The following is a 26,780-nucleotide window of genomic DNA, read 5'->3' on the forward strand; positions in this document are numbered from 1 at the left end:
AAATGCCAGGTTTTCATAAACTGAAAGATCATAGTAGTTCTCCACATTCTGAAGGAGCTGTAGGCTATTGGATTTACAATGTGAAGGATGATGTCCTCAATTTATCTGAGGGAATTAAAAAATCATTAGGATTAGAACAATGTACATCTTTTGCTTTTAGTAGCTTTAAATCATTAATTGTTGGCGCTGATGTACCTACGTTTGTAAAAACATTTAACGAGTGGATAAATGGCAATTCTTCCCCTATCGCACAAATTAGAATTGTAGACAGCAACAACGAGATACGACTTGTTCAGATTAAAGGACGTTTACGAAGCGATATCAGAAATGAGGAAATGGTACTGTACGGTGCATATATCGATATTTCATATTGGTCAAACTAATCCATTGATATAACACTTTCTGCATTCATTTCACAAAACTAGGCCCAATTAACAAAAGCCTCTTCCTACAAAAGAAAAATATTTTTATAAATTGACATCGTTAATTATAATTCATCAACGATGCGCAACATTATCACACTCATAATAGGATTACTCATCTCCAACATATGCTTAGCTCAATCCAAAAAAACGCTTTCCTATCACGATTATGATGGATGGAAATCTTTATCCAACCAAAAAATATCGAATGATGGTCAATGGGTTTCTTATGAAATTAATCCTCAAAAGGGAGACGGTTTCTTATACCTTTACAATGTTTCAAACCAATCATTAGATTCAATTGCCAGAGGCAAACAGGCTATATTTTCTCCTGAGAATGATTTTATTGCTTTTAAAATTACGCCAGAAGCAGATACCATTAAAGCGCTAAAGCTTAAGAAGACCAAAAGCGATAAAATGCCCAAGGATACTTTATGTGTCTGGAATTTAAAAGAAGGTTTCATCAAAAAATATCCTAGAATTAAGAAATTTAGCGTTCCTGAAAAAGAAGGCAATTGGATAGCTGCTCATTTTGAGAAAGAAATGAAAGCTAAATCTAAGAATGATACTACCCAACAAGACTCAAGCAAAGTAGCATTAACTATAAAAACACTTGATAAAGCGGCTACTAAGCGAGACTCCGTAAAGACTAAAAAGAAATCAGCTAAAAAGTTTAAATCCAAAGGTACCACATTAGCCTTTTTTAAACCCAGCACCAACGACAGTGTTGGTTTTGAAAAAGTAATTAACTATTCAGTACCTAGGTTTGGAAAAGGATTATTTGTCGTTCAGTCTATAGGAGACAGCATCGAAGAAACTAAAATTAAAAGGCTAGATACGGATAATCTTAAAATAGATAGTTTATTTCATCAGACAGGAAAACTTCACTCGATAAGTACCGACGAACAAGCTGCACAATTAGGTTTTTTATTCAGCAATGATACCGTTAAAGTTAAAACCTATTCCTTGTTTCATTGGACCGAGCATAAAAATAAACTGACCACAGTTATAGATACCTCTCATGCTAATTTAAGTAAAGACTGGTGTGCACATACTAAAGGTTCGTTATGGTTTTCGGAAAAAGGAGATAAGTTATTCTTTGGTGTAGGTAAAAGACCTCAGGAAGAACCAAAGGACACTTTACTAAAAGAAGAGAAAGTATTTGTAGACATATGGAACTGGAAGGACAAGAGGCTTCAACCCATGCAAAACAAAAACCTTAAGAAAGATAAGGATCGTTCATATAAAGCTGTTTACTTGATTAAAGAAAAAACTCTTCACCAGTTAGAAACTGAGGAGATGAAATCGGTTAGCATATACGACAAAGGCAACTGGAATTTTGCCATTGGTTACGACGACTCACCATACCTACGCGCCTCATCTTGGAATGCTATTTGGGCACGCGACGCTTACAAAATTGATTTAAAATCGGGAAAAAGGAGTTTGATTGAAAAGAAACTAGCTAATTCTTATAGCTTTTCTGCTGATGGAAACTTCCTTTGCTGGTACAATCAAAACGATAGTATCTGGTATTTAAATAATATTGAAAAAGGCACCAAGCTTGCCTTGAGCAAAAATTTAGAAATTCCTTTTTATGATGAATTAAATGACGAACCCATACACCCTAGAGCATATGGTGTAGCTGGGTGGAGCCAGGAAGATAAGTATGTATACATTTACGATCGATTTGATATTTGGAAGTTTGACACTAGCAACAAGCAAGCCCCTATATGCATAACCAATGGCAATGGCCGCAAAAGCAATACCAGCTATCGCTATATCCATTTAGATAAAGACATCAAGTTTATGGATGAGACTGAGGGTTTGTTACTCTCTACCTTTAATCATCAATCTAAAAATGCTGGTTATACTTGGTACAAAAATGGTAGTTTAACTACCTCCATGGATGAACCTGCTTCGTTTACATCTACAAACAAAGCTAAAAATGCTACTAAACTAATCTGGAGAAAAGGGAACTTTAAAAACTATCCAGAGCTATACATTAGCGAAATGGATTTCTCCAAGCCTAAAGTTATCTCTAACACCAATCCACAACAAAGTGAGTATAACTGGGGAGATATTCAGCTAGTACAATATACGGGCTTAAATGGCGAAGATCTTCAAGGATTGTTGGTCACTCCTGAAAATTTGGATAAAACAAAGAAGTATCCGATGATTGTATATTATTACGAGCGCAGTTCAGATAGATTACATAGACATTATTTGCCAAAACCAAGCCGTTCCACCGTAAACTGGTCTATGTATGCAAGCAATGGATATGTACTATTTATTCCTGATATTACATATAGAGATGGTGATCCTGGCTTATGTGGATATGAAGCAATTATGGGAGGCGTGATGAATATAACCCAACAATATGATTTTATCGATACGGACAATATGGGGCTTCAAGGACAAAGTTGGGGAGGTTACCAAACGGCTTATATGATTACGCGAACCAATATGTTTAAAGCCGCTATGGCAGGAGCACCTGTAAGTAATATGACCAGTGCTTATGGAGGAATTAGGTGGGGTAGTGGTATGAGTAGAATGTTTCAGTATGAACATACACAATCGCGAATTGGAGGTACATTGTGGGATAAACTTCCTAAATACATCGAAAACTCTCCTTTATTTTTTGTTCCTCAAATAGAAACTCCATTATTGATGATGCATAACGATAAAGACGGTGCAGTTCCATGGTATCAAGGTATTGAAATGTTTGTAGCTATGCGACGTTTAAATAAGCCTGCATGGATGCTAACATACAATAATGAAGACCACAATTTAACTCGCAGAGCTAATTCCATTGATTTAAGTATTCGTATGATGCAGTTTTTCGACCACTATTTAAAAGATAAAGCTGCACCAGTTTGGATGGAGCATGGAATTCCTGCCGTTGAGAAAGGAAAGAACCAAGGTTATGAATTAGTGGAGTAGTTATTAACAATTGCTCCAAATTGAGATTTTACTTGTATCTTTGCATTTATAAAAACATAGTTACGCAGTGGAATAATATTTGATAGTAAAAAAGCATATTTTAACAATAACTTATTTGCAATCATCCAATTATAGTCATCATGAAATTTACATTCATTAAAACAGCAGGACACAGAACGTTTAGTCATACACCTATTTATTATGACGAGGCGAAGGAGGAGCGTGCGGCAAGAGCAAGGGAAATAAAAAGCGACCTTGGCATTGAGCAAGAAGAAGATGAGAGGTCTACTGAAGACAGGGTTAGAGGCAAGATGAAGCGTAAAATTGCTGGTCATTTTGATGTGGTTAGAAAAGAGAAAAAGCGTTCTAACCTGAGGCTAGTGCTTATTTTAATTGGTTTAATGTATCTCTTTTATCATTTACTCATGTCTAGCGCCGAGTGGATTTTAAAATACATGTAATCTACTTCGTTTAAATAATTTTTTACAAATAGTTGATTCCCAAAACATCTGCTCGTCAGGTGTTTTGTTATATATATAAGTTCCGTTTATGTCAGATATCATTCAATTACTACCTGATTCTGTGGCCAACCAAATAGCAGCAGGAGAAGTAATTCAACGTCCAGGCTCCATGGTTAAAGAGCTTGTTGAAAATGCAATAGATGCTGGAAGTACTGAAATTAAAATAATCATTAAAGATGCAGGCAGAACCTTGGTGCAAGTGATTGACAATGGATGTGGAATGTCTGCCACAGATGCTCGTCTGGCTTTTGAGCGTCATGCTACTTCTAAAATCAGAGAGGTTAACGACCTTTTTGCTATCAGAACAATGGGCTTTCGTGGCGAAGCATTAGCCTCTATTGCTGCCGTGGCACAAACTGAACTCAAAACTAAAAAACAAGGTGATGAGCTAGGAACCCATCTAATTATTTCGGGATCAGAAGTAGAAAGCCAAGAGGTGGTGAACTGCCCAACAGGAAGCAACTTTATCATTAAAAACCTTTTTTTTAATGTACCTGCTCGTCGTAAATTTTTAAAGAAAGACAGCACCGAGCTTCGCCATATCATTAACGAGTTTCAGCGTATTGCTTTAGCTAATCCTGATATCGGTTTTAGTTTAGAGCATAACAATATGCCCTTGTTCCAATTGCCAGAATCAAACTTTCGTCAGCGTATTATTAATATGCTGGGCAAAGGTATGAACAACCAATTGGTACCAGTAGAAACAAATACTACCCTTATAAAAATTAGCGGATTTATAGGGAAGCCAGAGTCTGCTCGCAAATCCAGTGGCGACCAGTTTTTCTTTGTTAACCAGCGCTACATGCGCCATCCTTATTTACACAAAGCCATAACTGAAGCATATTCAAATTTAATTTTGCCTAATACCGTTCCTGCCTATTTCTTATATTTCGAGGTTGATCCTAAAATTATCGATATTAATATTCACCCTACAAAAACAGAAATTAAGTTTGAGGATGAAAGAGCCATTTGGCACATATTAAATGCTACTATTAAGGAAAGTTTAGGTAAGCATAACATGGTTCCTACCATTGATTTTGATACAGCGGACATGGTAAATATTCCTGTTGCGGATGACGCAGAAAAAAAGGATGCTCCTGAAATAGAAGTGAACCCTTTTTTCAATCCTTTTGAAACACCAACGCCTGACACCTCCAGTTTTGATAGTACATCAACATCACCTTCACCATCTGCTGGAGGAGGTTCGTACAAAGGTAGTTCATCTTCTCCCAAAGGCTGGGAACAGTTATATAACGATTTTGAATCAGATAAAGGAAATATGCCATTTGAAACTCCCGCTCCCAGCGAAACGGTGACTACATCTAATTGGGATGTGGAGCCTGAAGCTGAGCAACAAACCATTTTATCAGGATCTACAAATGCTGAAGTTTCTTCTGGAGCTTCTTGTTTTCAGTTCAAAAATAAATACATTCTTACTTCGGGCAAATCGGGTTTAATGATGGTAGACCAAAAACGAGCGCACGAACGTATTTTATTTGAGCGATTAATGCAGTCGGTAAGTACACAGCAAAGCATGACACAGCAAAGCTTGTTTCCTGAACAGCTTGAGTTTAATGCCGAAGATGCTATTATTGTAAATGAGTTATTACCCGATTTACAAATATTTGGCCTTGACATGGCAGAAATAAACAGCAGCACTTTTGAGGTAAAGGGCATGCCTATTAATATGGAAAAGATGAATCCGAAAATGCTATTGGATGAAATCATAGAGAGCTATAAAAAGGGAGAAGTTAATTTACAAACTGATGTAAAAGAAAGAATTGCTCGTTTAATGGCCAAGCAATCATCCATCCGCTCGGGACAGACATTAAGCAATGCTGAAATGGATGAATTAGTAGGACAATTATTTGCTTGTCAAGTTCCCAACTATTCTCCTGATGGCAAGTCTATCGTATCCATTTTATCCAACGATGAGATAGAGATACGTTTTAGATGACAAAGTGGCGCAAAAAACATATTCATCTCTGCCTAAATCATTTTGGCTTGATGGTTGTTATGCTATCATCACAATTTTGAAAAATTAATTATGTATCAACAAAACAGTTTTTTCAGCAATATTCCTCCAGTCGTAAAAAACCTATTAATCATAAATGGCTTGGCTTTTTTTGCCATGTACATTTTTTCAGCTGGGGTTAATATACCGGGTATCGGTTTTACTCAATTTGACTTAAATAAGATTTTAGGTTTATACACACCAGGTAGTCCTCAATTTAAGTTTTTCCAGTATATCACTTATATTTTTATGCATGGTGATTTAACCCACCTCTTCTTTAATATGTTTGCGGTATTTATGTTTGGGCGAGTTTTAGAAAGAGTTTGGGGCACACAAAAATTTCTATTTTATTATTTAGTTACAGGAATTGGAGCTGGCTTAATATATGTTTTAGTAGGTTTCATTAGAGCAAAAATGTTAGCTAATAATTTGCCTCCTGAAATTGTTGCAAACATATATGAGTATGGATTCGATTATAATGAAAAGATAAACGTTGCTTATCACAGCTCTGTTATTTCATTAATAAGGATTCTACATGTTCCAATTGTAGGCGCATCAGGAGCTGTATTTGGTTTACTGCTTGCCTTTGGTATGTTATTTCCAAATGAAAAAATATATTTATATATGATACTACCCGTCAAAGCTAAATTCTTTGTTATGGGCTATGGGGCAATTGAAATATATCTAATGATACAAAATAGCGCTACCGATAACGTTGCACACTTAGCACACCTTGGAGGTATGATATTTGGTTTTTTCTTAATTAAATACTGGAAAAAGAAACAATTTTAATATTTTTTAATTTACAATAAGCTTCAAAATAGTTACTTTTAAAATATGGCAATTGTAGACGAAATAAAAGATTCTTTTAGACAGGGTGGGGTATTAACCCGACTTATCTATATTAATATTGGCGCTTTTTTAGTAACCATACTTATAGATATTTTCTTTGGTATGTTTCAGCAAGAAGCCTTGGGTATATGGATTAAAAATTTATTTGCTGTTCCAGCATATCCAAGCGATTTATTATTTCGTCCGTGGACAATATTTACCTACATGTTTATGCATGCCAATTTCATGCATATACTATTTAATATGCTCATGTTATTTTGGTATGGTCAAATATTTTTAAGATACTTTAATCCTCGACAATTACTAGGTGTATACTTTTTAGGTGGTTTAGCAGGTGCTGTACTTTATATTATTTCGTACAACTTACTTCCGGCCTTAAACAATTATGCTTATTCACCTACCATGGTAGGCGCATCGGCTTCGGTTATGGCTATTATCTTTGCCGCAGCTAGTTACGCTCCCAATTATAAAGTTCACCTCATCTTAATAGGCCCTGTAAAAATTATGTATTTGGCCATTGGAATGTTAGTGATGGATTTAATCAGTATTCAATCCTTCTCGAATACAGGAGGGCATTTAGCGCATATTGGTGGTGCTTTGTTAGGTATGTACTTTGCCTCTAGAGCCAACAAAGGAAAAGATTTGACACTGCGCTTTAATCGTTTTATGGATTGGTTGGTAACAGCCTTTTCGAGCAAACCAAAAATGAAAGTTACCCACTCGCGAAATAAAAGACCTATGAGCGACATGGATTACAACAGCAACAAACGCCAAAAACAAGGAGAGATAGACCGTATTTTAGATAAAATTAAAACCAGCGGTTACGACAGCTTGACTAAAAAAGAAAAAGACGATCTGTTTAATGCAAGCGAAAACTAATGCCTAAATTCTTTAATAAAATAACACGCTCGTTTATATCCTTGCTCAACCTGTTGGCATTGGTATTTATTGGTCTTGCCTATCTGGGAGCACACGTTAGTCCTGTTCATATCAGCTTTGTTTCTTTTATAGGTTTTGCATTTCCATTATTATGGGTAGTCAATGTTTTATTTGTTATTCATTGGGCTATTAAAAGAAGAAAACGTATTGTTTTTTCCTTGGCTGCCTTAGCCCTAACCTGGACTTTATGGAGTTCAGTTTTTAATTTTAACTTAGGCAAAAAAGCAGATATAAAAGAGTTGGATAATCCCGTTACTGTAATGTCGTACAACGTTCGAATGTTCGATAAATATGTGTGGACAGGAGACAAAGAAACACCTCAAAAGATATATCAGTTTATTAAAGACCAAAATCCTGATATTCTTTGTATACAAGAGTTTTATATCAACAATAAGAATAATCAGTATTCAGAAAACAATATTCTGTCACAGTTTAAACAATTCAAGTATAAAAACTTAGAATATAACATTGAGACTAAATCGGGAAAAAAGTATGGTCTGGCCACTTTCTCGAAATATCCGATTATAGATAAAAAACCTTTATTATTTAAGAATACCACCAATTTTAGTACACAAACAGATATTGATGTTAATGGGACTAAGATTAGGGTTTTCAATAATCATCTTGAATCTATCAGGCTGCAAAGAGAAAATTATAAGTTCATCGATACCTTAGAGTTTAAAAACGATGAAGCCACCCGAAGAGGACTTTACGATATCTTTAAAAAACTTAACATAGCCTTTGAGCATAGAGCTACGCAAGCAGAAACCATTGGTAGACATATTGAAAATTCACCCTATCCAAGTGTGGTTTGTGGCGATTTTAATGACACACCTGTTTCCTACGTTTATCGAAAAGTGAAAGGCGAATTAAAGGATGCTTTTAAAGAATCAGGTAGTGGCTTAGGAGGTACGTATAACGGAAACCTTCCTTCTTTTCGGATTGATTTTATTTTTCATGATGAGGATTTTAAATCGTATAATTATGAGAAGTTTAAAGTAGATTATAGCGACCACTATCCTATATTAACAACCATAGATTTAACACCAATAAAATAAATAGCTCAAGCTATTTAAGAATTTCAAATGCGTAAATTAAACATTTGATAAACTTTATTTGTATATTCAAGCAGCAAATAATTGACTACAAACCTGATGCATAATTGCAGTTAGCATAAGCAAAAGATTACATACAAAATTTGTTTGTGGACAAACTTATTTGCTATTTTTGTGTTTAGCATTAAACGAAACTAAAAATATAAATTTTATAATATTACATTATGGCTATTGAAGTAACAGATGCAAACTTTGAAGAAGTAGTTTTAAACTCAGACAAACCAGTATTGGTAGATTTTTGGGCTGAGTGGTGTGGACCATGTAGAATGGTTGCTCCTGTTGTAAAAGAGTTGGCCGATGAGTATGGCGACAAAGCAGTAATCACTAAAATGGATGTAGATAGCAACGCAGAAACATCTGCAAAATTTGGTATCAGAAACATTCCTACTATTTTATTCTTTAAGAATGGTGAGGTAGTTGACAAACAAGTTGGCGCTGTACCAAAAACTATTTTAGCTTCTAAGTTAGATGCTCTTATGTAGGAGTATGGATTAAGATATTTTCGAAGGCTACCTTTATAGGTGGCCTTTTTTTATATCAGTACTATAGTAGAAACTACAATTAGCCCAAGAAAAAAGCCAGCATAAATTTGACTGGGCTTATGCGCCCCAAGCAACAACCTACTGCTTCCTAACACACCGGCAATCATAATTACGCCAAGCATCCAAACATTTACATTCACTCCATATCTTAAGCTCATTGAAACTAATGCTCCCAAAAGCCCGCCAATTCCAATCATGTGAATGCTAATTTTCCAGAAGAAAGTAATAGTAGTGGATAGCAATACAGCCACCAGTGTTCCTAGAAAGAATAATGGAATAAAAGCAGGCAACTGAAATTTTTTGAGAAAGAAATACCCAAGTATAAAAAATGCTGCAGTGGATAAAAGAGGAATTATTCGCTCCCGAGGGGTTTCCATTTGCATGGATTTAATAACCCCAATTTGCAAAAACAATGGCATTATACTCAAAGGCAATACACATGTACTAATTAGCACAATAATTGACACTAGTCGTCTGTATTCAAAAGGAATAAAGGTAACATGACTTTGCGTGCTAAATATCACCAATAAACCAATAGTTGGCATCAATAAAGGATGTAACAACAACGATAAAACAGTAGCAACTTTACGGGACATAGAATAAAAATTAAAGCTCTTTACGTAAACGAGCCACTGGTATATTTAATTGTTCACGGTACTTAGCAACCGTTCTACGGGCAATATTATATGATTTCTCTTTCAGAATTTGAGATAACTTATCGTCCGTCAAAGGCTTTTTCTTATCCTCGCCTTCAATACATTCAGATAATATCTTTTTAATCTCACGCGTAGAAACCTCTTCTCCTGAATCCGTTTGCATACCCTCCGAAAAGAATGATTTAAGGGAAAAAATACCAAAATTGGTTTGAATATATTTGCTATTTGAAACCCGTGATATAGTAGAAATATCCAAATCGGTCATTTCTGCAATATCCTTTAATATCATCGGTCTAAGCTTAGTATCATCGCCTTCAATAAAATACTCCTTCTGGTATTGCAGAATAGCATTCATGGTCATCATCAAAGTGTTCTGGCGCTGTCTGATAGCATCAATAAACCACTTTGCCGAGTCCAACTTTTGCTTTACAAACATAACCGCATCCTTTTTATCCTTAGAACGGTTTTTCTTATTTCCTGAATAATCCTCCAACATATTTGAGTATGTCTGGCTAATTCTTAACTCAGGAACATTTCGTGTATTTAAGGATAACTCAGGCTTACCATTTTTTATTTCAAGAATAAAATCAGGAATAATATGCTGTACCATCCTATGCATAGGATTACTATAAGAACTTCCTGGCTTTGGATTAAGCTTAAGAATCTCTTCCATTGCATCTCTTACATCCTCTTCTTCAAGATGTAATCGTTTGGTAATTTTATCGTAATGCTTTTTAGTAAACTCCTCAAAATGATACTTTATAATATTGTATGCATCATTCACCGCTGGGAAGGTTTTATCCTTCTTATCTAACTGAAGTAATAAACACTCCTGTAGGTCACGGGCAGCAACACCTGGTGGTTCAAAATCCTGAACAATTTCTAATACATCCAGCGCCTCTCGTTCATCCAGTTCAATATTCTGACTAAAAGCTATATCATCAATAATCTCGTCAATTTCTCTGCGCAAATAGCCATCCTCATCAACATTACCTACAATATGCTCAGCCATCATACGCTGACGTTCATCTAACATACGTAACCCTAGTTGATTCGTCAAATGCTCATGAAAACTCATTCCATCCGAAAATGGAATATCCTCATGTTTATCGTCCTTGGAAAAATTTCTGGATTGCAATTTATAGGATGGAATATCTTCATTCTGAATATAGTCATCAATAGAAACCTCATCCTTCTCGACCTCCTGTTCTTTCACCTCAGGCTCATCAGAATCTTTATCACGACCTTCCCCATCCAATTCTAAAACTGGATTCTCTTCTATCTCTTTCTTTATACGTTGCTCAAGCTGAGCTGCAGGAATCTCCAACAGTTTTATCACCTGAATTTGAAGAGGTGATAATTTTTGAAGCAACTTTTGTTGTAAGCTCTGTTTTAACATATTCTCCTTTCTTCAACTTATTGTTGATGCAACAAGGCATTAGGTTATTGATTGGTGCTCTCCTATCCATTAATGGATACTAGTACAACAAAATTAAGATAAAATGCCAAAAAGAGACTACATTAAAGTGCTTTTTTTGAAAATTCTTTATATAACACTGCGAATTGGCGTGATTTTTGATGTAAAAAAAGCAGTTAACATTTCTGCTAACTGCTTCTCATAAATATTTTATCTATTATTTCTTTCTAAAACTCCGCATTCTTTGGTGAACGAGGGAAAGGTATTACGTCACGAATGTTAGTCATGCCAGTAACAAACAACATTAAACGCTCAAAACCCAATCCAAATCCACTATGAGGAACCGAACCAAAACGACGTGTATCTAAATACCAATACATTTCCTTTTCAGGTAAATCTAAAGCCTTCATTCTCTCTAATAACTTATCGTAACTCTCTTCACGTTGAGAACCTCCAATAATTTCACCAATTTGAGGGAATAACACATCCATAGCACGAACAGTCTTTCCATCGTCACTTTGCTTCATATAAAAAGCTTTTATCGACATTGGATAATCTGTTAGAATCACAGGTTTCTTAAAATGTTTCTCCACTAAAAATCGCTCATGCTCTGCCTGAAGGTCACTACCAAAACCATTTACTGGATATTGGAATTTACCCTTTTTATGTGGCTTCGAATTCATTAAAATTTCAATAGCCTCAGTATAGGTTAATCGTATATAATCGTTCTCAACTACAAAACGAAGCTTCTCAATTAACTCCATTGAACGGTCTTCGGCTTTTTTGCCTTTTTCCTCTTCCTGCAAACGGTTGCTTAAAAACTCCAGATCTTCCATGCAGTTTTCTAAGGCATAATTAATCATATACTTAGTAAACTCCTCGGCCAAATCCATATTGTCATCTAAATCATAGAAAGCCATCTCTGGTTCTATCATCCAAAACTCAGCTAAGTGACGTGTTGTATTTGAATTTTCCGCTCTAAATGTAGGTCCAAAAGTATAAATCTCAGACATTGCTAAGGCGGCTAACTCTCCTTCTAACTGACCCGAAACCGTTAAGTGCGTTCCTTTTCCAAAGAAATCTTGAGAATAATCAACATCACCTTCTTCTGTTTTAGGAGGCTTATTCATATCTAAAGTAGTTACTCTAAACATTTCTCCTGCACCTTCAGCATCCGAAGAAGTAATGATTGGAGTATGAATATTATAGAAACCCTTTTGAGAGAAGAAATTATGCACTGCAAAAATCATAGAATGACGAACACGCGTAATCGCCCCGAATGTATTAGTACGGAAACGTAAATGTGCTATCTCACGCAAAAATTCTAATGAATGCTTTTTAGGCTGCAATGGGTACTCATCTGCATTACAGTCTCCAAGTACGTCAATTGAAGTAGCCTGAATTTCGACTTTCTGCCCTTTACCCGAAGATTCGCTTATAACTCCATTCACAGAAATAGCTGCACCAGTAGTGATTCTTTTTATTAATCCTTCGTCAAACTTAGGAACATCCGCTACAATCTGTAAATTATGAATAGATGAACCATCATTAAGTGCAATAAAATTAACAAATTTATTTCCTCTTCGAGTTCTAACCCATCCTTTTACATTTACTTCCTTGCCAACTTCTGCTTCTTTCAGAATAGCGGCTACTTTTGATCTGCGTATCTGTTCCATTTGTTATTCTTATTTTTTAAAGGTCACAAAATTAATGAATTGTTTAATAAACTGTTAGCTGCAGCAATATTTATTGATGTTTTTTAACTATTACCCACAAACAATTTAAAAATTAGATAGATATAACTCTACCTCCAAGTTATTAGGCATAAAAAAAGCCAGATAAATATCTGGCTTCATATAATTTTACGTAATCTACAACTTACTTCTTCGTAAACGTAGCTAATCTATTATCTAAGTTTAAATAGTACTTTCCTTTTTTAAGACCTGACACTTTTACCGATTGTCCGTAGCCTTTGAAAATAATTCCGCCGTACTCATCATAAATTTCATACAAAGTTTCAGCCGAAAAGTTTAATACATCATCAACTCTGCTTGGCGTATAAGTAACTTCTGATTTTGAGGACACATAAGTTACGTCATCAGAATATTTTGCCTTACCTGTATAATCAACTTGTTTAATTCTAAATTTATTTTCTCCTGAATGAAAGCGAACCTTAGTTTCGTAAGTACTTTTGCCAACTACTCCTTTACCATTAATCGTCCCAACTTCAATCCATTTATTCCAACGGAATTGTTCAACAACAAAAGGTAAACTACCTGCTTCTTTAACCGCATCCCACTGCACTTTATCATCCGCCACCTCTAGTCTTGTAACTTCAAAAGTTGCTCGGGCATTCAACACCTCTGGATTCAATACCATAGGCTGACAACCTTCTTTGTACTTAATTTCAACCGTTAATGGCTGACCAGTGGTAAAACCGTATACAGATAAATCCACCTCAAAAGCACTTGAGTTTATTTCATCCGTTGAAGTAAGTCCGTTTACTGTAACCTCATATACACAAAAACCAACACCACTTGGTGCAAAAGGATTTTTAACAAATAAATTATCTCCCTGAAAGGTTCCTGTAAGTACAATTCCTTCGGATTTAACCGAAGAAACTACGAGAGTAAGAAGTAAAAATAAGTATACCAGTCGTTTCATTGAATTCAGTATGGGGTTTATCTAAGGTTTTGCAATTTAGAAAAACATAACCATCCGTGCAAAAAAAGATACCTCTCTATCTATAAAAATACACTATTCGTAATTTGTTCCTGACGAATGAGAAGGTTTTTAGTATCAAATACTTTCCATTTTTATCATCACTTAAGCTTGTTCTTTCCAATCTCCATTTTGCTTAATCAACTTGATTAACTCATCAACAGCTTGCTCCTCATTAATGTTTCGCTTAACTACTTTTCTTTGATGATAAAGCGTAATTTTTCCTTGACCAGAACCTACATAGCCATAATCGGCATCTGCCATTTCACCAGGTCCATTAACAATACACCCCATCACTGCAATCTTTAAGCCCTTTAAATGAGAGGTTTGTTCCTTTACCTTAGCGGTGGTTGATTGCAATCCAAAAAGTGTTCTTCCGCAACCAGGACAAGAAATGTAATCTGGTTTTTCAAAGCGAACTCTCGCAGCCTGTAAAATTGAAAAAGCAGTTTTATTTACTAAACCAAGCTCTGACTCTTCCTCGTAATCTATCCAGATACCATCTCCAAACCCATCCAAAAACAAGGGCCCAAAATCACACGCTGCTTTTAATTGAGACTCTTCATTAAAACTTTCTGCATATTTTTTATAAACGACTACTGGATTAACTATTTCTTGATCCATTAACCATAAAAAAGCAGCTCTTTGCTCAGCAACACTATTAACATTATCTGTATCGAGGACTATCACTACATTGCTTTTATTTTTAATTGACTCGGCAAAAGCATCGTCCATTTGAGAATAAGTAAGCTTTAAAAATGCCAACTCACAATTCGGTAAGTCATTTAATTCTTTAACAGAAAATAATGGGTATTTACTTTCCTTATTTTCTATACCTTTCCAATCTTCCAATTTAATAATTGAAGAAGCATTATTTCCTCCACCAACAAAATAATCAGGAGTGTCTTGTCCAGTTTTTTTGTTGCCAATAACTATAGGCACATTACTGGCACCAATATTTTTTATTGCAACCGAGTTTCTTTTTACATATTTAAATGGATGATATACTGCATCCTCTACAGATCTAATCGGCTGATGATCCTCTTTTTGCAACGTGTAATTAATTAAATCGGTCGCAACAGGAATCTCATTTTCCGGATTTTCAGTTAATGATACCCGAATGGTATCTCCAATTCCGTCAGCTAGTAAAGCGCCAATGCCGACTGCAGAACGAATTCTACCATCTTCACCTTCACCGGCTTCTGTAACTCCCAAATGCAAAGGAAAATTCATATCCTCCTCTTTCATTTTTTGCACCAAAAGACGAACCGTATGTACCATAATTCGAGCATTACTTGCCTTAATACTTAAAACGATATTGTGGAAATTTTCATCCTTGCAAATTCGCAAAAACTCTAGGCACGATTCAACCATACCCATAGGTGTATCTCCATACTTGCTCATTATCCTATCGGATAAAGAACCATGGTTTGTTCCTATTCTTATGGCCGTATTATTTTCTTTACAAATCTTCAGCAGAGGTACCAGCTTCTTTTTTACTTGCTGCAACTCCTCAAAATAAGACTCATTGGTATATTCGTAAGTTTCAAACTTCTTGGCTCCATCTACAAAATTTCCAGGATTAATCCTCACCTTTTCAATATGTTGCGCTGCAATATTGGCTGCATTAGGATTATAATGAATATCTGCCACCAAAGGACCATCATAACCTTGCTGTCGCAACTCTTTTTTTATATTTTCTAAGTTTGATGCTTCGCGCTGTCCTTGCGTTGTCATACGCACCATTTGCCCACCTGCATCAAAAATTGTTTTTATTTGCTCAACAGTTTCTTCGGTATGATTGGTATTGGTTGTAGTCATCGACTGCACAACAATAGGATGATTATTCCCCAAGTGCAAATCACCAATGCTAACTTCAGAAGTTTTATACCTTGAATACTTAAATATATTGATGCAATAATTTGAACTGCTCATTAGTTTTAATTTTTACGACCTCACAAAAGTAAGCTTTTCCCTTTACAATTTTATTTGCCTACTTATGTTTGTTCATTAACTTTACACTTCAAACAAAAAGCATATATGTCGATATCTGTTTCTCAAGTCACACGAGAGTTTGGTGCACAAAAGGCATTAAACAATGTATCCTTTGAAATTGCCTCGGGTGAGGTGGTTGGATTTTTAGGACCCAATGGCGCTGGAAAATCAACCATGATGAAAATTATTACAGGATATTTACCTCAAACAGCAGGTGAAGTAATGGTTTGTGGCCTTAACGTAGCGGATAACTCCTTAGCCTATCGAAAAAAAATTGGCTATTTACCAGAACACAACCCTCTCTATTTAGATATGTATGTAAAAGAATACCTGAGCCATATTGCAGGCATATATAAGTTGGGTAAAAAAAGTTCGCGTAGGGTAGAGGAAATTATTGATATGACAGGATTAACTCCTGAAAGAACCAAGAAAATATCGGCTTTATCTAAAGGTTATAGGCAACGAGTAGGTTTGGCCCAGGCTTTACTTCCCGATCCTGAGGTTTTAATATTAGACGAACCAACTACAGGTTTGGACCCTAACCAAATTATTGAAGTACGAGATTTAATTAAAGAAGTAGGGCAGCAAAAAACGGTGATGCTTTCGACCCATATTATGCAGGAGGTGCAGGCCATTTGCGAAAGGGTTATCATCATTAACAAAGGCAATATTGTAGCTAACGAAAAAGCGAGCAATCTGACTAACTCAACATTAAAAAGCACTTACGAGATAACCTGCGAATTTTTAAATCCTGTAGAGAAAAATATATTTAGCGCCATTGATGGATTAATAGAAGTAAAGAGTCTTACTTCCAGCAAATTCCAAATATCTGCCAAAAAAGATATCCGAAGTCAAATCTTCGATAGTGCCGTTAATAATAACCAGAAGATTATTACGCTTACGCAAGATCAAAAAAGCATGGAAGATGTATTTAGGGAGTTGACAAAGTAGATTTCTGAATACAAGCCGCTATCGCTAATTATAAAACTAGATATAATGGGTTCAAATAAAACATTAGCTTACTTATCATTATTAATTCTTGTTATATACGTTGGTTTAGGAATATTCCTAAAGTCGATAGGTTCTAGTAGTGTTATTATTTGGAACATATTTACTGTATTATACATTATTCTTCAATTATTAGGACTTGCCTTCCTAATTATGACCACAAAAATAAAGGATAATCATAAGAGAAATTTGGTACGACTTGGAGACTTGTTTGTTATCGTCGGAGCAGGTATTATAATTTTTAAACTTCCCGTTATACTAGGTTATTCTTTAATGGCGGGTGGGTTAATGGTCATTTTAATTGATCAATTAATAAGGTTAAAAGCGATAAAAAATGACTTATTAATTGAAAGATTAAAAATAGCCTGGTACATATTTTTCTGGACAAGTGTACTTTTTAAAGGACTACATTTACAAGGGGCACGAAACCTCTTATTTATTTCGATTATAGTTTTATGGCTTGCTATTACAAGGTATATTTTTACAAATGGAATCCCCAAGTATCAATAATTACAGGACTGCAAATCGAAAAATATAAATAGAACTCAAGCACAGAAAGAATATAGCAGGTTCACCAATTAATCAAGGCGCCAATCTTTCTTTTTGCCAATTTGAATTAATCCAACGATAACGAATACGATCGTGCAAACGGCCTGAACGGCCTTGCCAAAACTCCATCTCTGTAGGTATTAAAGCATAACCGCCCCAGTTATCTGGTCGTTTAATTTCTTTTTGTTTGGCTTCCTCGTACCAATCTTCAAGTTGCTGGCGGCTTTCAATCACTTGACTTTGCGGAGATGTAATGGCGCTGAGCTGACTATCCTCGGGTCTTGAATAAAAATACTCATCACTTTCTTTAGGAGATACTTTTTCTACCACCCCAGTAATGCGCACCTGACGTTCCATTCCTGCCCAAAAAAAGTTGACCGCTGCATTTTTGTTTTCTTCAAGCTCCAGACCTTTTTTGCTGCTGTAATTTGTAAAAAACCAAAAGCCACTTTCTTCCTCCAGTTTTTTTAACAAAACTACTCTGGCAGAAGGAATACCTTCTGTATTAACTGTGCATAGGGTCATAGCAGTAGGTTCGTGCTCGCCTTTATCAATCGCTTCGTTTAACCATTCTTTAAACTGTAAAAAAGGGCTACTATTAAGTTCTGCAGCATGTAGTTCATCCTTTATAAAATCTTTCCTAATCTGCGATAAATCTCTGTTCATTTAGTTATATTTCTTTGGTAAGAGATTAACATTACATCTATTCAAATGTTTATTAAAAAGGAAATCCTGCTGCAAAAAACCAACGGCTTTCTCTATGTAAGGTTGAGCGACCATATCCAAACTTAAGCGGCCCGATAATTGAATCGTAAGACAGCATGGCATTTGCACCAAATACCACATCTTCGTTTAAATACTCTGTAGTTGGAAGAAAATTAAAACTAGGATAGTTGGAAGAATAATCAATTGCCCCAGTAGAAATCTGAGCGTACAAACTGGTTCCTATTTTATATCTAAAATTAGCGATAGCCATGGCAAACTCCTTGGCAAAAATTTCTTTGGGCATCATCCCAGGAAATGGGATATCATCCAATCTCGCCGTGGTGGTTAATCCTCCAATTTCAAAATGCTGCATACTACCTAAATCTGCAGTAGCTCCACCAAGAGATAGCATGTAGGAAAAATTGAAATTAGTCTTTGATGGTAAAACATGTTTAAATTTAGCATTGAGTTTAATATAATTGCTATTGGGCACATCTACTAAATCAGCAAAATTGTCTATTCCTTCGGCAGAACCTTGATACACTGTTTGAAAACCAAACGGATATTCTATATCAAAATCAAATAAATTACCTCTGGTTGGATAAAATTGCTCATTGAGCGAGTTTTTATTATAATTTAATCGTAACCCCCAATTATACTGCCCTACTCTATCTACATCATCCGAAACCAAATCCAATAATCCTTTTCCAGAGGTGTTTACCTTCCGTCTATAAAAAATACCGGTTCTTATAATTCGTTTGGTATTAGGAGCAAATAGAAGACCTGTTTCCGCCGTCAGATAACTTTGCTTAAATCGACCTAATTCGTCCCCGTCATCGGTAAAATAAGGGATGGAGTTAGCTTCCCATCTACTTCTTATATAATTACCTACCAACTGCTTTTCTCCTCTATAATCAATAAACTCTCCACTGACTATCGGAAACTCAGAAATATTTAATTTCAGTGTTAAGTTAGAGCCTTTTACTATACGGTTTCTCAGGGTAAAATTAAATACCGCTCCAACCTTATAAGTATCATCGTAATTAATTGAAAAATTATATCTACTCCTATAAGTTTCAGTAGGTAGCAAGGTTAAAATATATCCTCGCTCGCCCATTTTTAAATTGTAGTCAATATTTTTAATATACATGGTTCCAATTAACTGATGCAATGCACCATTAATTTCATCCTTTGTATAGGATTTCCCTTCTTCTAAACCAGACTTACCTAGAACAAATTTCTCATCTAAATACTTAAGTGGTCCAATTTTTATCTTCTCTACAAAAATTTCTTTGATTAACTCAGGCCTTTCAATTTCCTTTTGAGGATAAAGGCTTAAGAAATCTGCCAAAGAAGCCAGTTCATCAAAGCGTTCTCGAGCAGCCTCTTCTCCTAATTCAATAATAGCAGGTCCATCAAAGAAACTAGCCGCACCATAATCCTGTAGATCAGGAGATATTAAGATATCTGTTTTTCTTAGTGATTTATCGGCCTCGTAATTACTTCTAATCATAGCTGCCCCCATTAAAACATCACCCAATGTTTTAAAATCATCCTTACTAGGCTTTTCTCTAAAACCTACATTTACTGTTATAATGATATCAGCACCCATTTCTCTACAGGTTACTACAGGCATATTATCCAAAACTCCACCATCAACCAATAACATAGTATCGATACTCACTGGCGAAAACACGGATGGAATAGCCATACTAGCGCGCATAGCTGTAACCAAATCTCCTGAATCGAAAACATAAGGTTTACCCGAAATAAGATCGGACGCCACACATCGAAACGGGATTGGAAAATCATCAAAACTCTCGACCTCACTAACATGCCAGGCGAGATAATTCATTTGCTCCATAATACCCTGACCTTTGACCATTGAAGCGGGCAATTTCGGGCCACTCTTTGTTAAATCGAATTCTAAAAGAAATCGGTTATAACCGTGTTTTTCTTCAGGAATTACATTAGTCAATGGAATTTTATCTACCAGTATTGAACCCCAATCCATTATGCGCACAATAGAATCAAGCTCATCGGCCGAATAACCGATAGCATACAAACCTCCCATAATACTTCCCATACTGGTTCCTGTAATATAATCAGGTCTAATATTTAGTTGTTCTAGAATCTTTAACACCCCAATATGAGCTATTCCTTTGGCGCCGCCTCCACTCAATACAAGTCCTATTTTAGGGCGTTCTTCCTCTGGCAATAACTCTTGTGCAAAACCCGACATCACAACTAAACTCAATACGATAACTATGGTAAAAGTTTTGAGCATGATATTTAAGATTTATTTTTAGTCAGCAATACAGAACCATACATATCCATCAGCTCCACAAACTGCTCAGGAACTGTAAGTTCAAACTCATCAACCGCTTTTCTAACGCCTTCCCAATTGTGGTTATAATCATGAATAAGGATTGAACCTCCTGGCGATAAACGCGGATAAAAAAACTCCAGCCCATCTAATGTAGATTGATATAAGTCGGCATCGAGATGTACAAATGCAAAAGTTTTATCGCTTAAGTCCTGAGCTGTATCTGGAAAAATTCCTTCTCGAATTTCAATGTTTCCATTACCCTTGATATATTTCTCTACGCCTTCTTTGCTGGTCTGTTCAAAATTAACCGTTTGCGGACGAACTGTACCATCGCAATCTTCCCTTATTACCTGAGCAGGTAACCCTGAAAAACTATCGAATAAATATAATTGTCGTTGAGGCAATAAATGATGAATTACTTTTGCTGTCTCACCTTTAAACACGCCCACCTCGGCCAAACAACCTTCAATATTTCTATTTTTAATTCCCTCTAAAATAAACCAAATACTATAAAAACGATTTCTATCCTTAAACTTTCGCTCTATAGCTTTAATCTCACCAGAAACTTTCTTCTGTTTGGTTAATTCGAGCCATTGAAAAGGCTTGAACAATTTAAAATTCCAGAAACTCCAAAAATAGCTAATGGCCAACCAAGCCACTATATTTATAATAAGTAGATTAATGTATAAAATAGTATTCATGAAAATGCTCACTTTTGTATAGAGCACAAAATATTAAAAATTGAGATGCAAACAGGTATAATCCTAAAGAAATGATGCGAATTAAAATAAACTATTGGTCTCTCCTCCATATTGTTTAATAATATCTCTGTTCTTTCGTTTTCGCTTAGCTTGCTTTGCTTTTGCTTTATTTCGTTTAAAACCAAATTCATAATCTATACCAAGCATTATAGCAGGACCAGTTTCGTATTGATTATCCAAACCTCTACTGTTTCTATCTGCTAAAACCCCATCTTGGTATGGTGCATTATTAATGGCAATATTAAAAGCCAAAGTACTATTTTCGAATCCGTATTTATAGCCCACCTTAAATTCATAAAACAGGCTATTATCTCTTATTTTAAACTGCTCGTATGTCTCCTCACCTTTAGGGTATATACGCAACTGACCTGGCGTCCACATGCAACCCATCTCAAAGGAGGTTGATATATGTCCAACACCCTCTTGATGCACATTTTCAAAATTGTAATTTACTCGCGTATATAAAAGATGGTCCGCTCCTGTTCTGTATCTATATTCAAATTGATCATCGGCCCCATCAACATTACCCAAAGAAGACATACACAATTTATAACCTGCATCAAAATCTACTTTTTTATATGGCTTATATTTATAATATCCTCCTAGCACCATAATCATAAAACCAATTTCATCATCTTCATTGTACTGATATGGTGAATCATCGATATAATTGGAAACCGACTTAGCTGCTACTTTTAGAACATTAAAGGGATCTAACCCTACATTTACTCCCATGTAATGTTTTTGAGCTTTATCATTTTGAGAAAAACACGGGATGGTCACTAAAATAGTAAGTATTACATTTAGGTATTTAAGCATGGTTATAGTTTTTTGCTTGTTTAGTTTTTTTTTAATCAAGGCATCTTAATTAACAAAAAGCAGACCTATCATTTTTAATATTATGCTAATTTTGTAAAAAATACGAAGCCATGTTGAATGTATTAATAGTTTATGCCGTAGAGGAAGAACGTGTTCATGTACAAATGCCTCAATGCAAATTTCATTATTGCCGAACTGGAGTTGGCAAGGTAAGTGCAGCATTAGCTGTGGAGCGATCTATAGCAATACACAAGCCAGATGTTGTTTTAAATATTGGTACAGCTGGAACCCTAAAGTACGAGATTGGCTCTATCCATCTTTGCTCTAAATTTGTGGACAGAGATATGGAAAAACTTCAAAACTTTGGCGTTCCATTTGAAGAGGATTTTACCGATACTATTACTCATTGCAGTTTTTTTAAGGGTTGGAATTTCGATAGCACCTGCAATACAGGGGATACGTTTTTAACTTCTGCCGATGGAACGGGTGATGTTTTCGATATGGAATCATTTGCTGTGGCCAGAGTATGTAAAGTACACAACATTCCTTTTGTGGGCATTAAATGTGTTACCGATATTATTGGACAAAACTCGATTAAACATTGGGAAGATAAATTAGCAGAGGCACAAGTTTTATTGCAAAACTTTGTGGACAATAACCACCTAAGTGTTTCCGAAAACTTTATAGGAGAAAAAGCGCAGCATTACATCAACAGCCTTGAACTGGATAAACATCCTGAGGGAGGTTGGTTTAAAGAAGTATATCGATCTAATATGAAACTTGATATATCAAGTATGAACTCCGATTTCTCAGGAGATAGAGATGCGCTTACTTCGATTCATTACCTATTAGTCAATGAGGAAATTTCATCCTTCCACAAAATTAAATCGCCGGAGGTTTGGTATTTCCATGATGGAATGCCATTAATCATTCATATGATTGATGAAAAAGGAAATTATAATCACATTGAACTCTCTGAAGAGATGAATGGAAAATTGCAATATACCGTAGAACCTAACATCTGGTTTTCGGCAGAAATAAAAGAAGGTTGCGGCTATACCTTAGTGAGTTGTGCAGTAGCCCCTGGTTTCGATTTTGAAGATTTTGAAATTGGAAAAAGAGATGAACTAGTACAACAATTCCCATCTCAAAAAGACATTATTAGAAGACTGACTTTTTAAGTAAAAAAAATAGGGCTCGAATTAAATTCCGAGCCCTAAAATATCGTATTCTTAATTTACTTTTATCTCAAAGCTAACTGGGATAGCCATTTTATACAGAGCAGAAACACCACAATACTGTTCCTCCGACAACTGAACCGCTCGCTCCAATTTATCCATCGGTAAATCTTCGCCCTTAAATTTAAAAATCACTTTCATAGAGTCGTAATACTTAGGGTGCTCCTCCCGCATATTGGCTTCTACTTCAATATTTAAACTTTCATAGTTTACTCTCATTTTTTTAAGAATAGAAACCACATCCATACCAGTACATCCCGCAAGAGCTACTAACATTAAGGGTTTTGGGCGAGGCCCAGTATCGTTTCCTCCATTATCTTCGCCAACATCAATCTTTAGTTGATGCCCATTCACTTCGGTTTCCCAAGCCATATTCTCCAACCACTTTAGATCTATCGTAGTTTTCATAATCACTAACTTTTAAATTCAACAGGTTATTTAGTTAAAACAAACATATCACATAAAATAAACTTACTCTTTTTAAGGGAAATTATACCCATGTGACATCCAATAAATATACAGCTTTATTTATATCTTTGTGCCATAAGAATGTGCAAATAAAACTCTCTGAGATTTTATTTCATCTTAAAAAGCAATTTTAAGCCATTATTGTTTTCTGACATACAAGAAAACATTAGCTTTATTGTGAATTAACACTATTTTTACAGACTAAAATAAAATTAAAATATAAGGAATGAAGAATGTTCAAAGTGTTCCATACAACGAGCCTGTCGATCTTCGTGCTTTTGAAATATTTAAAGGGTTGTCCGAAGAAGAGGTTGAAACGGTGAATCAATCGATGACCAGCACCGTTCACAAAAGGGGGAGTACAATCTATCATGAAGGAAGCAGAATAAATGGTACCTTTTTAGTTGTTGAAGGGATTTTAAAGGTTTTTAAAACAGGCTTTGATGGTAAGGAACAAATAATACGCTTTGCCAAAGGTGGTGATTTAATTGGCTTCAGGTCGGTTATTAGTGATGAGCTTGCGTGCAGTACCACAAAGGTTATTCAGGACACGATTCTTTGTTATTTTCCTGGTGAAGTATTAGCTTCTCTTTTAAAATCGAACCCTATGTTTTCAATGGGTTTGATGAAACTTACTTGTAAAGAACTAGGAGAATCAAACAAGTTCCTTACGGATATTGCACAAAAAACAGTACGCGAAAGATTAGCTGAAGTATTACTATTATTAATGGATACCTTTGAGCTTGATCAGGATCATACTTTACAAATTAGTTTAACCCGCGAAGAGTTAGCTAACATGGTTGGTACGGCTACGGAATCGGTTATTAGATTACTTTCTGAATTTAAAACGGATAAGCTAATTGAGCTGAACGGTAGAAAAATTAAACTACTAAATATCCCTAAGTTAATTAAGATAGGAAACGTTTACGTTTAAGATATTAGAACACATTACCTTCAGAAGGCTACTTATTTTTAGGTAGCCTTTTGTTGTTGTTACAGTCATCTTACCCATATCCTCTCCGCTATATCTTACCTATACTTTCGCCCTACAAATTCTAATAATTATGCTATCAGAAGAGATGATGAATCAAGCGTTTCTATCAAAAAAAGCCACCTAATAATTACATAAGTGGCTCTGTTATATTATTAGCTTCCTTATGCTATTAAGTACAATTTTAAAGGTGGTATTTCTAAATCTTTACCTCCTCTTGAATTCCCTACAAATTTCGCATCATCAACACTTGAAGAATCGTTTATTTCAGAACCTAGTGCCGCAAGAATAGCAGATCCTGTTGGAGTACATAACTCTACTTCCAAAGGCCCCATGGCATTGCTAATGCCATATTTATCCATAATTATTTTGGTAGCCGGAGCAGGCACAGCCATTTCACCGTGAGAAAACTTAATTCTTCCACCCCCTAAAGAAACTGGTTTAAGCAAGCTTGCCACCACTGGAGCACCTAATAACTGCAGCCCCTTGGCCGCACCAACAATATCAATGATAATATCTTGAGCTTCGTGCAACCAAGCCTCTTCTTCATGTTCATGATGATGATGTCCGTGATCATGATTGTGTTCATGACCATGATCGTGGTGATGATGCCCATGGTGATGATCTGTTAAAAAGGTATTTTCGGCATGCGCTTGTTTTTCAGCTGCAATTAAAACCTCTAGTACTTTCTTGGCAAAATCAACATACTCACCACCAATGCTCAATTCCTCACATAGTTCATCAATCAATAACCTTGCTTTTGACGCAGCCAAATGACCATGATTGTGATGAATATCCATCAACAATCGGGTTGAACCATCTTTTGTAGTTTGCGTCGTGATGCTTGACTTGCCTATTTTATCCGCAGCTGCAGTCAGTGCATACAGCATTTGATCTTCATCAGCACCTGCAGAAATTAATACAGCGGCAAACATATCGCCAGCTATTCCTCCTGTTGGATCTAATATTAATTGCATAGAAATATTTTTATTTTTTTTAATCATGCGTTTTATCCGATTCAGAAACCAGACGATTAATCTCACTTAGTTCCTTTTTACTTAAATATCGCCATTTACCAACAGGTACATCCAGCTTCACATTCATAATACGAACACGCTTTAGCTTTTTAACATCGTACCCCAAGTACTCACTCATGCGCCTAATCTGGCGATTTAACCCTTGCGTTAAAACAATTCTAAACTCAAACTTCCCTATTTTATCCACTTTACACTTTCGGGTAACCGTATCTAAAATAGGAACGCCGTCACTCATCTTTTGAATAAAACTATCCGTAATCGGCTTATCTACCTTTACTATATATTCCTTTTCGTGGTTATTACGAGCACGTAGAATTTTATTTACGATATCGCCATCGTTGGTTAAAAAAATTAAACCTTCACTAGGTTTATCCAACCTTCCGATAGGAAAAATACGCTTGGGGTAATTGATAAAATCAACTATATTATTTTTCTCTACACGTGTATCTGTAGTACAAACAATACCAATAGGTTTATTCAAGGCAATATAAACGGGTTTATCCTTAGGTTCTGAAATCAGTTTTCCCTTTACCCTAACCTCGTCGCCGTCACAAACCTTAGTTCCCATTTCAGGTACCTTGCCATTAATGGTTACCTTTTTTGATTCAATGAGCTTATCCGCCGCTCTACGCGAGCAATAACCAACTTCACTTAAATACTTATTTATTCTAGTAGGCTCTTTCACTGCCATAACATATCTCTTTATTCGGTGCAAAAGTAACAAAACTTAATGCAATAAGA

At 35.6% G+C, this 26,780-nt stretch carries 24 protein-coding genes; 12 read left to right on the top strand and 12 right to left on the bottom strand.

Going from position 1 to position 26,780, the window contains the following annotated elements; all coding sequences use genetic code 11:
- Nucleotides 1–2: 2 nt before the first annotated feature.
- The 8 genes from A8L32_RS08475 to trxA all read left to right on the top strand — a co-directional run bounded on the left by A8L32_RS08475 (nt 3) and on the right by trxA (nt 9,285).
- A complete protein-coding gene (locus tag A8L32_RS08475) occupies nt 3–383 on the top strand; it encodes a hypothetical protein (RefSeq protein WP_075590357.1) in 381 nt (126 codons plus the stop codon).
- 120 nt (nt 384–503) lie between these two features.
- A complete protein-coding gene (locus tag A8L32_RS08480) occupies nt 504–3,362 on the top strand; it encodes an alpha/beta hydrolase family protein (protein WP_075590358.1) in 2,859 nt (952 codons plus the stop codon).
- 140 nt (nt 3,363–3,502) lie between these two features.
- Nucleotides 3,503–3,823 carry a hypothetical protein gene (locus tag A8L32_RS08485; protein ID WP_075590359.1) on the top strand — a complete coding sequence of 107 codons (321 nt, stop codon included), beginning with the start codon at nt 3,503–3,505 and terminating at the stop codon, nt 3,821–3,823.
- A gap of 88 nt (nt 3,824–3,911) precedes the next feature.
- Nucleotides 3,912–5,840 (top strand): DNA mismatch repair endonuclease MutL, encoded by a 1,929-nt coding sequence (mutL, locus tag A8L32_RS08490; RefSeq protein ID WP_075590360.1) that lies wholly within the window; start codon nt 3,912–3,914, stop codon nt 5,838–5,840.
- Nucleotides 5,841–5,930: 90 nt separating this feature from the next.
- Complete coding sequence (locus tag A8L32_RS08495) at nt 5,931–6,689, top strand: rhomboid family intramembrane serine protease (RefSeq protein WP_075590361.1); 759 nt, start codon at nt 5,931–5,933, stop codon at nt 6,687–6,689.
- A 45-nt stretch (nt 6,690–6,734) separates the two neighbouring features.
- Complete coding sequence (locus tag A8L32_RS08500) at nt 6,735–7,628, top strand: rhomboid family protein (RefSeq protein WP_075590362.1); 894 nt, start codon at nt 6,735–6,737, stop codon at nt 7,626–7,628.
- The gene (locus A8L32_RS08505; RefSeq protein ID WP_075590363.1) at nt 7,628–8,746 is read left to right on the top strand and encodes an endonuclease/exonuclease/phosphatase family protein; all 1,119 of its coding nucleotides are present in this window, start codon (nt 7,628–7,630) and stop codon (nt 8,744–8,746) included. The genes A8L32_RS08500 and A8L32_RS08505 overlap by 1 nt, the downstream gene beginning before the upstream one ends.
- 221 nt (nt 8,747–8,967) lie before the next feature.
- A complete protein-coding gene (gene trxA / locus A8L32_RS08510) occupies nt 8,968–9,285 on the top strand; it encodes a thioredoxin (protein ID WP_075590364.1) in 318 nt (105 codons plus the stop codon).
- Nucleotides 9,286–9,335: 50 nt separating this feature from the next.
- Here trxA and A8L32_RS08515 read toward each other — a convergent pair whose 3' ends face one another.
- The 5 genes from A8L32_RS08515 to ispG all read right to left on the bottom strand — a co-directional run bounded on the left by A8L32_RS08515 (nt 9,336) and on the right by ispG (nt 16,074).
- Nucleotides 9,336–9,941 (bottom strand): hypothetical protein, encoded by a 606-nt coding sequence (locus A8L32_RS08515; protein ID WP_083631232.1) that lies wholly within the window; start codon nt 9,939–9,941, stop codon nt 9,336–9,338.
- Between the two features lie 10 nt (nt 9,942–9,951).
- On the bottom strand, nt 9,952–11,400 hold the full coding sequence (rpoN, locus tag A8L32_RS08520; protein WP_075590366.1) for an RNA polymerase factor sigma-54: 1,449 nt from the start codon (nt 11,398–11,400) through the stop codon (nt 9,952–9,954).
- Nucleotides 11,401–11,645: 245 nt separating this feature from the next.
- The gene (gene asnS / locus A8L32_RS08525; RefSeq protein WP_317044951.1) at nt 11,646–13,094 is read right to left on the bottom strand and encodes an asparagine--tRNA ligase; all 1,449 of its coding nucleotides are present in this window, start codon (nt 13,092–13,094) and stop codon (nt 11,646–11,648) included.
- Between the two features lie 202 nt (nt 13,095–13,296).
- Entirely contained in the window at nt 13,297–14,082 is a 786-nt protein-coding gene (locus tag A8L32_RS08530; protein WP_075590367.1) for a hypothetical protein, read from the bottom strand.
- Between the two features lie 162 nt (nt 14,083–14,244).
- Complete coding sequence (ispG, locus tag A8L32_RS08535) at nt 14,245–16,074, bottom strand: (E)-4-hydroxy-3-methylbut-2-enyl-diphosphate synthase (RefSeq protein WP_083631233.1); 1,830 nt, start codon at nt 16,072–16,074, stop codon at nt 14,245–14,247.
- A 105-nt stretch (nt 16,075–16,179) separates the two neighbouring features.
- Between ispG and gldA the strand changes: the two genes are divergently transcribed.
- Complete coding sequence (gene gldA, locus A8L32_RS08540) at nt 16,180–17,085, top strand: gliding motility-associated ABC transporter ATP-binding subunit GldA (protein ID WP_075590368.1); 906 nt, start codon at nt 16,180–16,182, stop codon at nt 17,083–17,085.
- Between the two features lie 45 nt (nt 17,086–17,130).
- Nucleotides 17,131–17,652, top strand: a complete 522-nt coding sequence (locus tag A8L32_RS08545) for a hypothetical protein (protein ID WP_075590369.1) — start codon at nt 17,131–17,133, stop codon at nt 17,650–17,652.
- Nucleotides 17,653–17,724: 72 nt separating this feature from the next.
- Here the strand turns inward: A8L32_RS08545 and pdxH are convergent, their stop codons facing one another.
- The 4 genes from pdxH to A8L32_RS08565 form a co-directional block, all read right to left on the bottom strand.
- Complete coding sequence (gene pdxH, locus A8L32_RS08550) at nt 17,725–18,357, bottom strand: pyridoxamine 5'-phosphate oxidase (protein ID WP_075590370.1); 633 nt, start codon at nt 18,355–18,357, stop codon at nt 17,725–17,727.
- A 52-nt stretch (nt 18,358–18,409) separates the two neighbouring features.
- A complete protein-coding gene (locus A8L32_RS08555) occupies nt 18,410–20,683 on the bottom strand; it encodes a patatin-like phospholipase family protein (RefSeq protein ID WP_075590371.1) in 2,274 nt (757 codons plus the stop codon).
- 5 nt (nt 20,684–20,688) lie between these two features.
- Nucleotides 20,689–21,426, bottom strand: a complete 738-nt coding sequence (locus A8L32_RS08560) for a TylF/MycF/NovP-related O-methyltransferase (RefSeq protein WP_075590372.1) — start codon at nt 21,424–21,426, stop codon at nt 20,689–20,691.
- 81 nt (nt 21,427–21,507) lie between these two features.
- The gene (locus A8L32_RS08565) at nt 21,508–22,305 is read right to left on the bottom strand and encodes a hypothetical protein (protein WP_143525042.1); all 798 of its coding nucleotides are present in this window, start codon (nt 22,303–22,305) and stop codon (nt 21,508–21,510) included.
- A 110-nt stretch (nt 22,306–22,415) separates the two neighbouring features.
- On the opposite strand from A8L32_RS08565, the gene A8L32_RS08570 reads away from it, so the two are divergent.
- Nucleotides 22,416–23,486, top strand: a complete 1,071-nt coding sequence (locus A8L32_RS08570) for a cupin domain-containing protein (RefSeq protein ID WP_075590374.1) — start codon at nt 22,416–22,418, stop codon at nt 23,484–23,486.
- A 51-nt stretch (nt 23,487–23,537) separates the two neighbouring features.
- Here the strand turns inward: A8L32_RS08570 and A8L32_RS08575 are convergent, their stop codons facing one another.
- Entirely contained in the window at nt 23,538–23,951 is a 414-nt protein-coding gene (locus A8L32_RS08575; RefSeq protein ID WP_075590375.1) for an OsmC family protein, read from the bottom strand.
- Nucleotides 23,952–24,237: 286 nt separating this feature from the next.
- Here A8L32_RS08575 and A8L32_RS08580 point away from each other — a divergent pair, with 286 nt between their 5' ends.
- Nucleotides 24,238–24,945, top strand: a complete 708-nt coding sequence (locus A8L32_RS08580) for a Crp/Fnr family transcriptional regulator (RefSeq protein WP_075590376.1) — start codon at nt 24,238–24,240, stop codon at nt 24,943–24,945.
- Nucleotides 24,946–25,166: 221 nt separating this feature from the next.
- Here A8L32_RS08580 and larC read toward each other — a convergent pair whose 3' ends face one another.
- Together larC and rluF are read right to left on the bottom strand one after the other, a co-directional pair.
- Nucleotides 25,167–25,979, bottom strand: a complete 813-nt coding sequence (larC, locus tag A8L32_RS08585) for a nickel insertion protein (protein WP_075590461.1) — start codon at nt 25,977–25,979, stop codon at nt 25,167–25,169.
- Nucleotides 25,980–25,998: 19 nt separating this feature from the next.
- Entirely contained in the window at nt 25,999–26,730 is a 732-nt protein-coding gene (rluF, locus tag A8L32_RS08590) for a 23S rRNA pseudouridine(2604) synthase RluF (protein WP_075590377.1), read from the bottom strand.
- Nucleotides 26,731–26,780 lie beyond the last annotated feature (50 nt).

Origin of the sequence: Labilibacter marinus, assembly GCF_001659685.2 — a bacterium.
In the GTDB taxonomy this organism is placed as follows: Bacteria; Bacteroidota; Bacteroidia; order Bacteroidales; family Marinilabiliaceae; genus Saccharicrinis; species Saccharicrinis marinus.

What these genes read in the sequence shown, in the direction of transcription:
- gldA (WP_075590368.1), top strand. Translation starts at nt 16,180, where the DNA reads ATGTCGATATCTGTTTCTCAAGTCACACGAGAGTTTGGTGCACAAAAG.
- A8L32_RS08480 (WP_075590358.1), top strand. Translation starts at nt 504, where the DNA reads ATGCGCAACATTATCACACTCATAATAGGATTACTCATCTCCAACATA.
- ispG (WP_083631233.1), bottom strand. Translation starts at nt 16,074, where the DNA reads ATGAGCAGTTCAAATTATTGCATCAATATATTTAAGTATTCAAGGTAT.
- A8L32_RS08500 (WP_075590362.1), top strand. Translation starts at nt 6,735, where the DNA reads ATGGCAATTGTAGACGAAATAAAAGATTCTTTTAGACAGGGTGGGGTA.
- A8L32_RS08565 (WP_143525042.1), bottom strand. Translation starts at nt 22,305, where the DNA reads ATGCTTAAATACCTAAATGTAATACTTACTATTTTAGTGACCATCCCG.
- trxA (WP_075590364.1), top strand. Translation starts at nt 8,968, where the DNA reads ATGGCTATTGAAGTAACAGATGCAAACTTTGAAGAAGTAGTTTTAAAC.
- rpoN (WP_075590366.1), bottom strand. Translation starts at nt 11,400, where the DNA reads ATGTTAAAACAGAGCTTACAACAAAAGTTGCTTCAAAAATTATCACCT.
- A8L32_RS08560 (WP_075590372.1), bottom strand. Translation starts at nt 21,426, where the DNA reads ATGAATACTATTTTATACATTAATCTACTTATTATAAATATAGTGGCT.
- A8L32_RS08475 (WP_075590357.1), top strand. Translation starts at nt 3, where the DNA reads ATGCCAGGTTTTCATAAACTGAAAGATCATAGTAGTTCTCCACATTCT.
- larC (WP_075590461.1), bottom strand. Translation starts at nt 25,979, where the DNA reads ATGCAATTAATATTAGATCCAACAGGAGGAATAGCTGGCGATATGTTT.
- A8L32_RS08555 (WP_075590371.1), bottom strand. Translation starts at nt 20,683, where the DNA reads ATGCTCAAAACTTTTACCATAGTTATCGTATTGAGTTTAGTTGTGATG.
- A8L32_RS08570 (WP_075590374.1), top strand. Translation starts at nt 22,416, where the DNA reads ATGTTGAATGTATTAATAGTTTATGCCGTAGAGGAAGAACGTGTTCAT.
- A8L32_RS08505 (WP_075590363.1), top strand. Translation starts at nt 7,628, where the DNA reads ATGCCTAAATTCTTTAATAAAATAACACGCTCGTTTATATCCTTGCTC.
- A8L32_RS08495 (WP_075590361.1), top strand. Translation starts at nt 5,931, where the DNA reads ATGTATCAACAAAACAGTTTTTTCAGCAATATTCCTCCAGTCGTAAAA.
- A8L32_RS08485 (WP_075590359.1), top strand. Translation starts at nt 3,503, where the DNA reads ATGAAATTTACATTCATTAAAACAGCAGGACACAGAACGTTTAGTCAT.
- A8L32_RS08515 (WP_083631232.1), bottom strand. Translation starts at nt 9,941, where the DNA reads ATGTCCCGTAAAGTTGCTACTGTTTTATCGTTGTTGTTACATCCTTTA.
- A8L32_RS08545 (WP_075590369.1), top strand. Translation starts at nt 17,131, where the DNA reads ATGGGTTCAAATAAAACATTAGCTTACTTATCATTATTAATTCTTGTT.
- mutL (WP_075590360.1), top strand. Translation starts at nt 3,912, where the DNA reads ATGTCAGATATCATTCAATTACTACCTGATTCTGTGGCCAACCAAATA.
- A8L32_RS08530 (WP_075590367.1), bottom strand. Translation starts at nt 14,082, where the DNA reads ATGAAACGACTGGTATACTTATTTTTACTTCTTACTCTCGTAGTTTCT.
- asnS (WP_317044951.1), bottom strand. Translation starts at nt 13,094, where the DNA reads ATGGAACAGATACGCAGATCAAAAGTAGCCGCTATTCTGAAAGAAGCA.
- A8L32_RS08575 (WP_075590375.1), bottom strand. Translation starts at nt 23,951, where the DNA reads ATGAAAACTACGATAGATCTAAAGTGGTTGGAGAATATGGCTTGGGAA.
- rluF (WP_075590377.1), bottom strand. Translation starts at nt 26,730, where the DNA reads ATGGCAGTGAAAGAGCCTACTAGAATAAATAAGTATTTAAGTGAAGTT.
- pdxH (WP_075590370.1), bottom strand. Translation starts at nt 18,357, where the DNA reads ATGAACAGAGATTTATCGCAGATTAGGAAAGATTTTATAAAGGATGAA.
- A8L32_RS08580 (WP_075590376.1), top strand. Translation starts at nt 24,238, where the DNA reads ATGAAGAATGTTCAAAGTGTTCCATACAACGAGCCTGTCGATCTTCGT.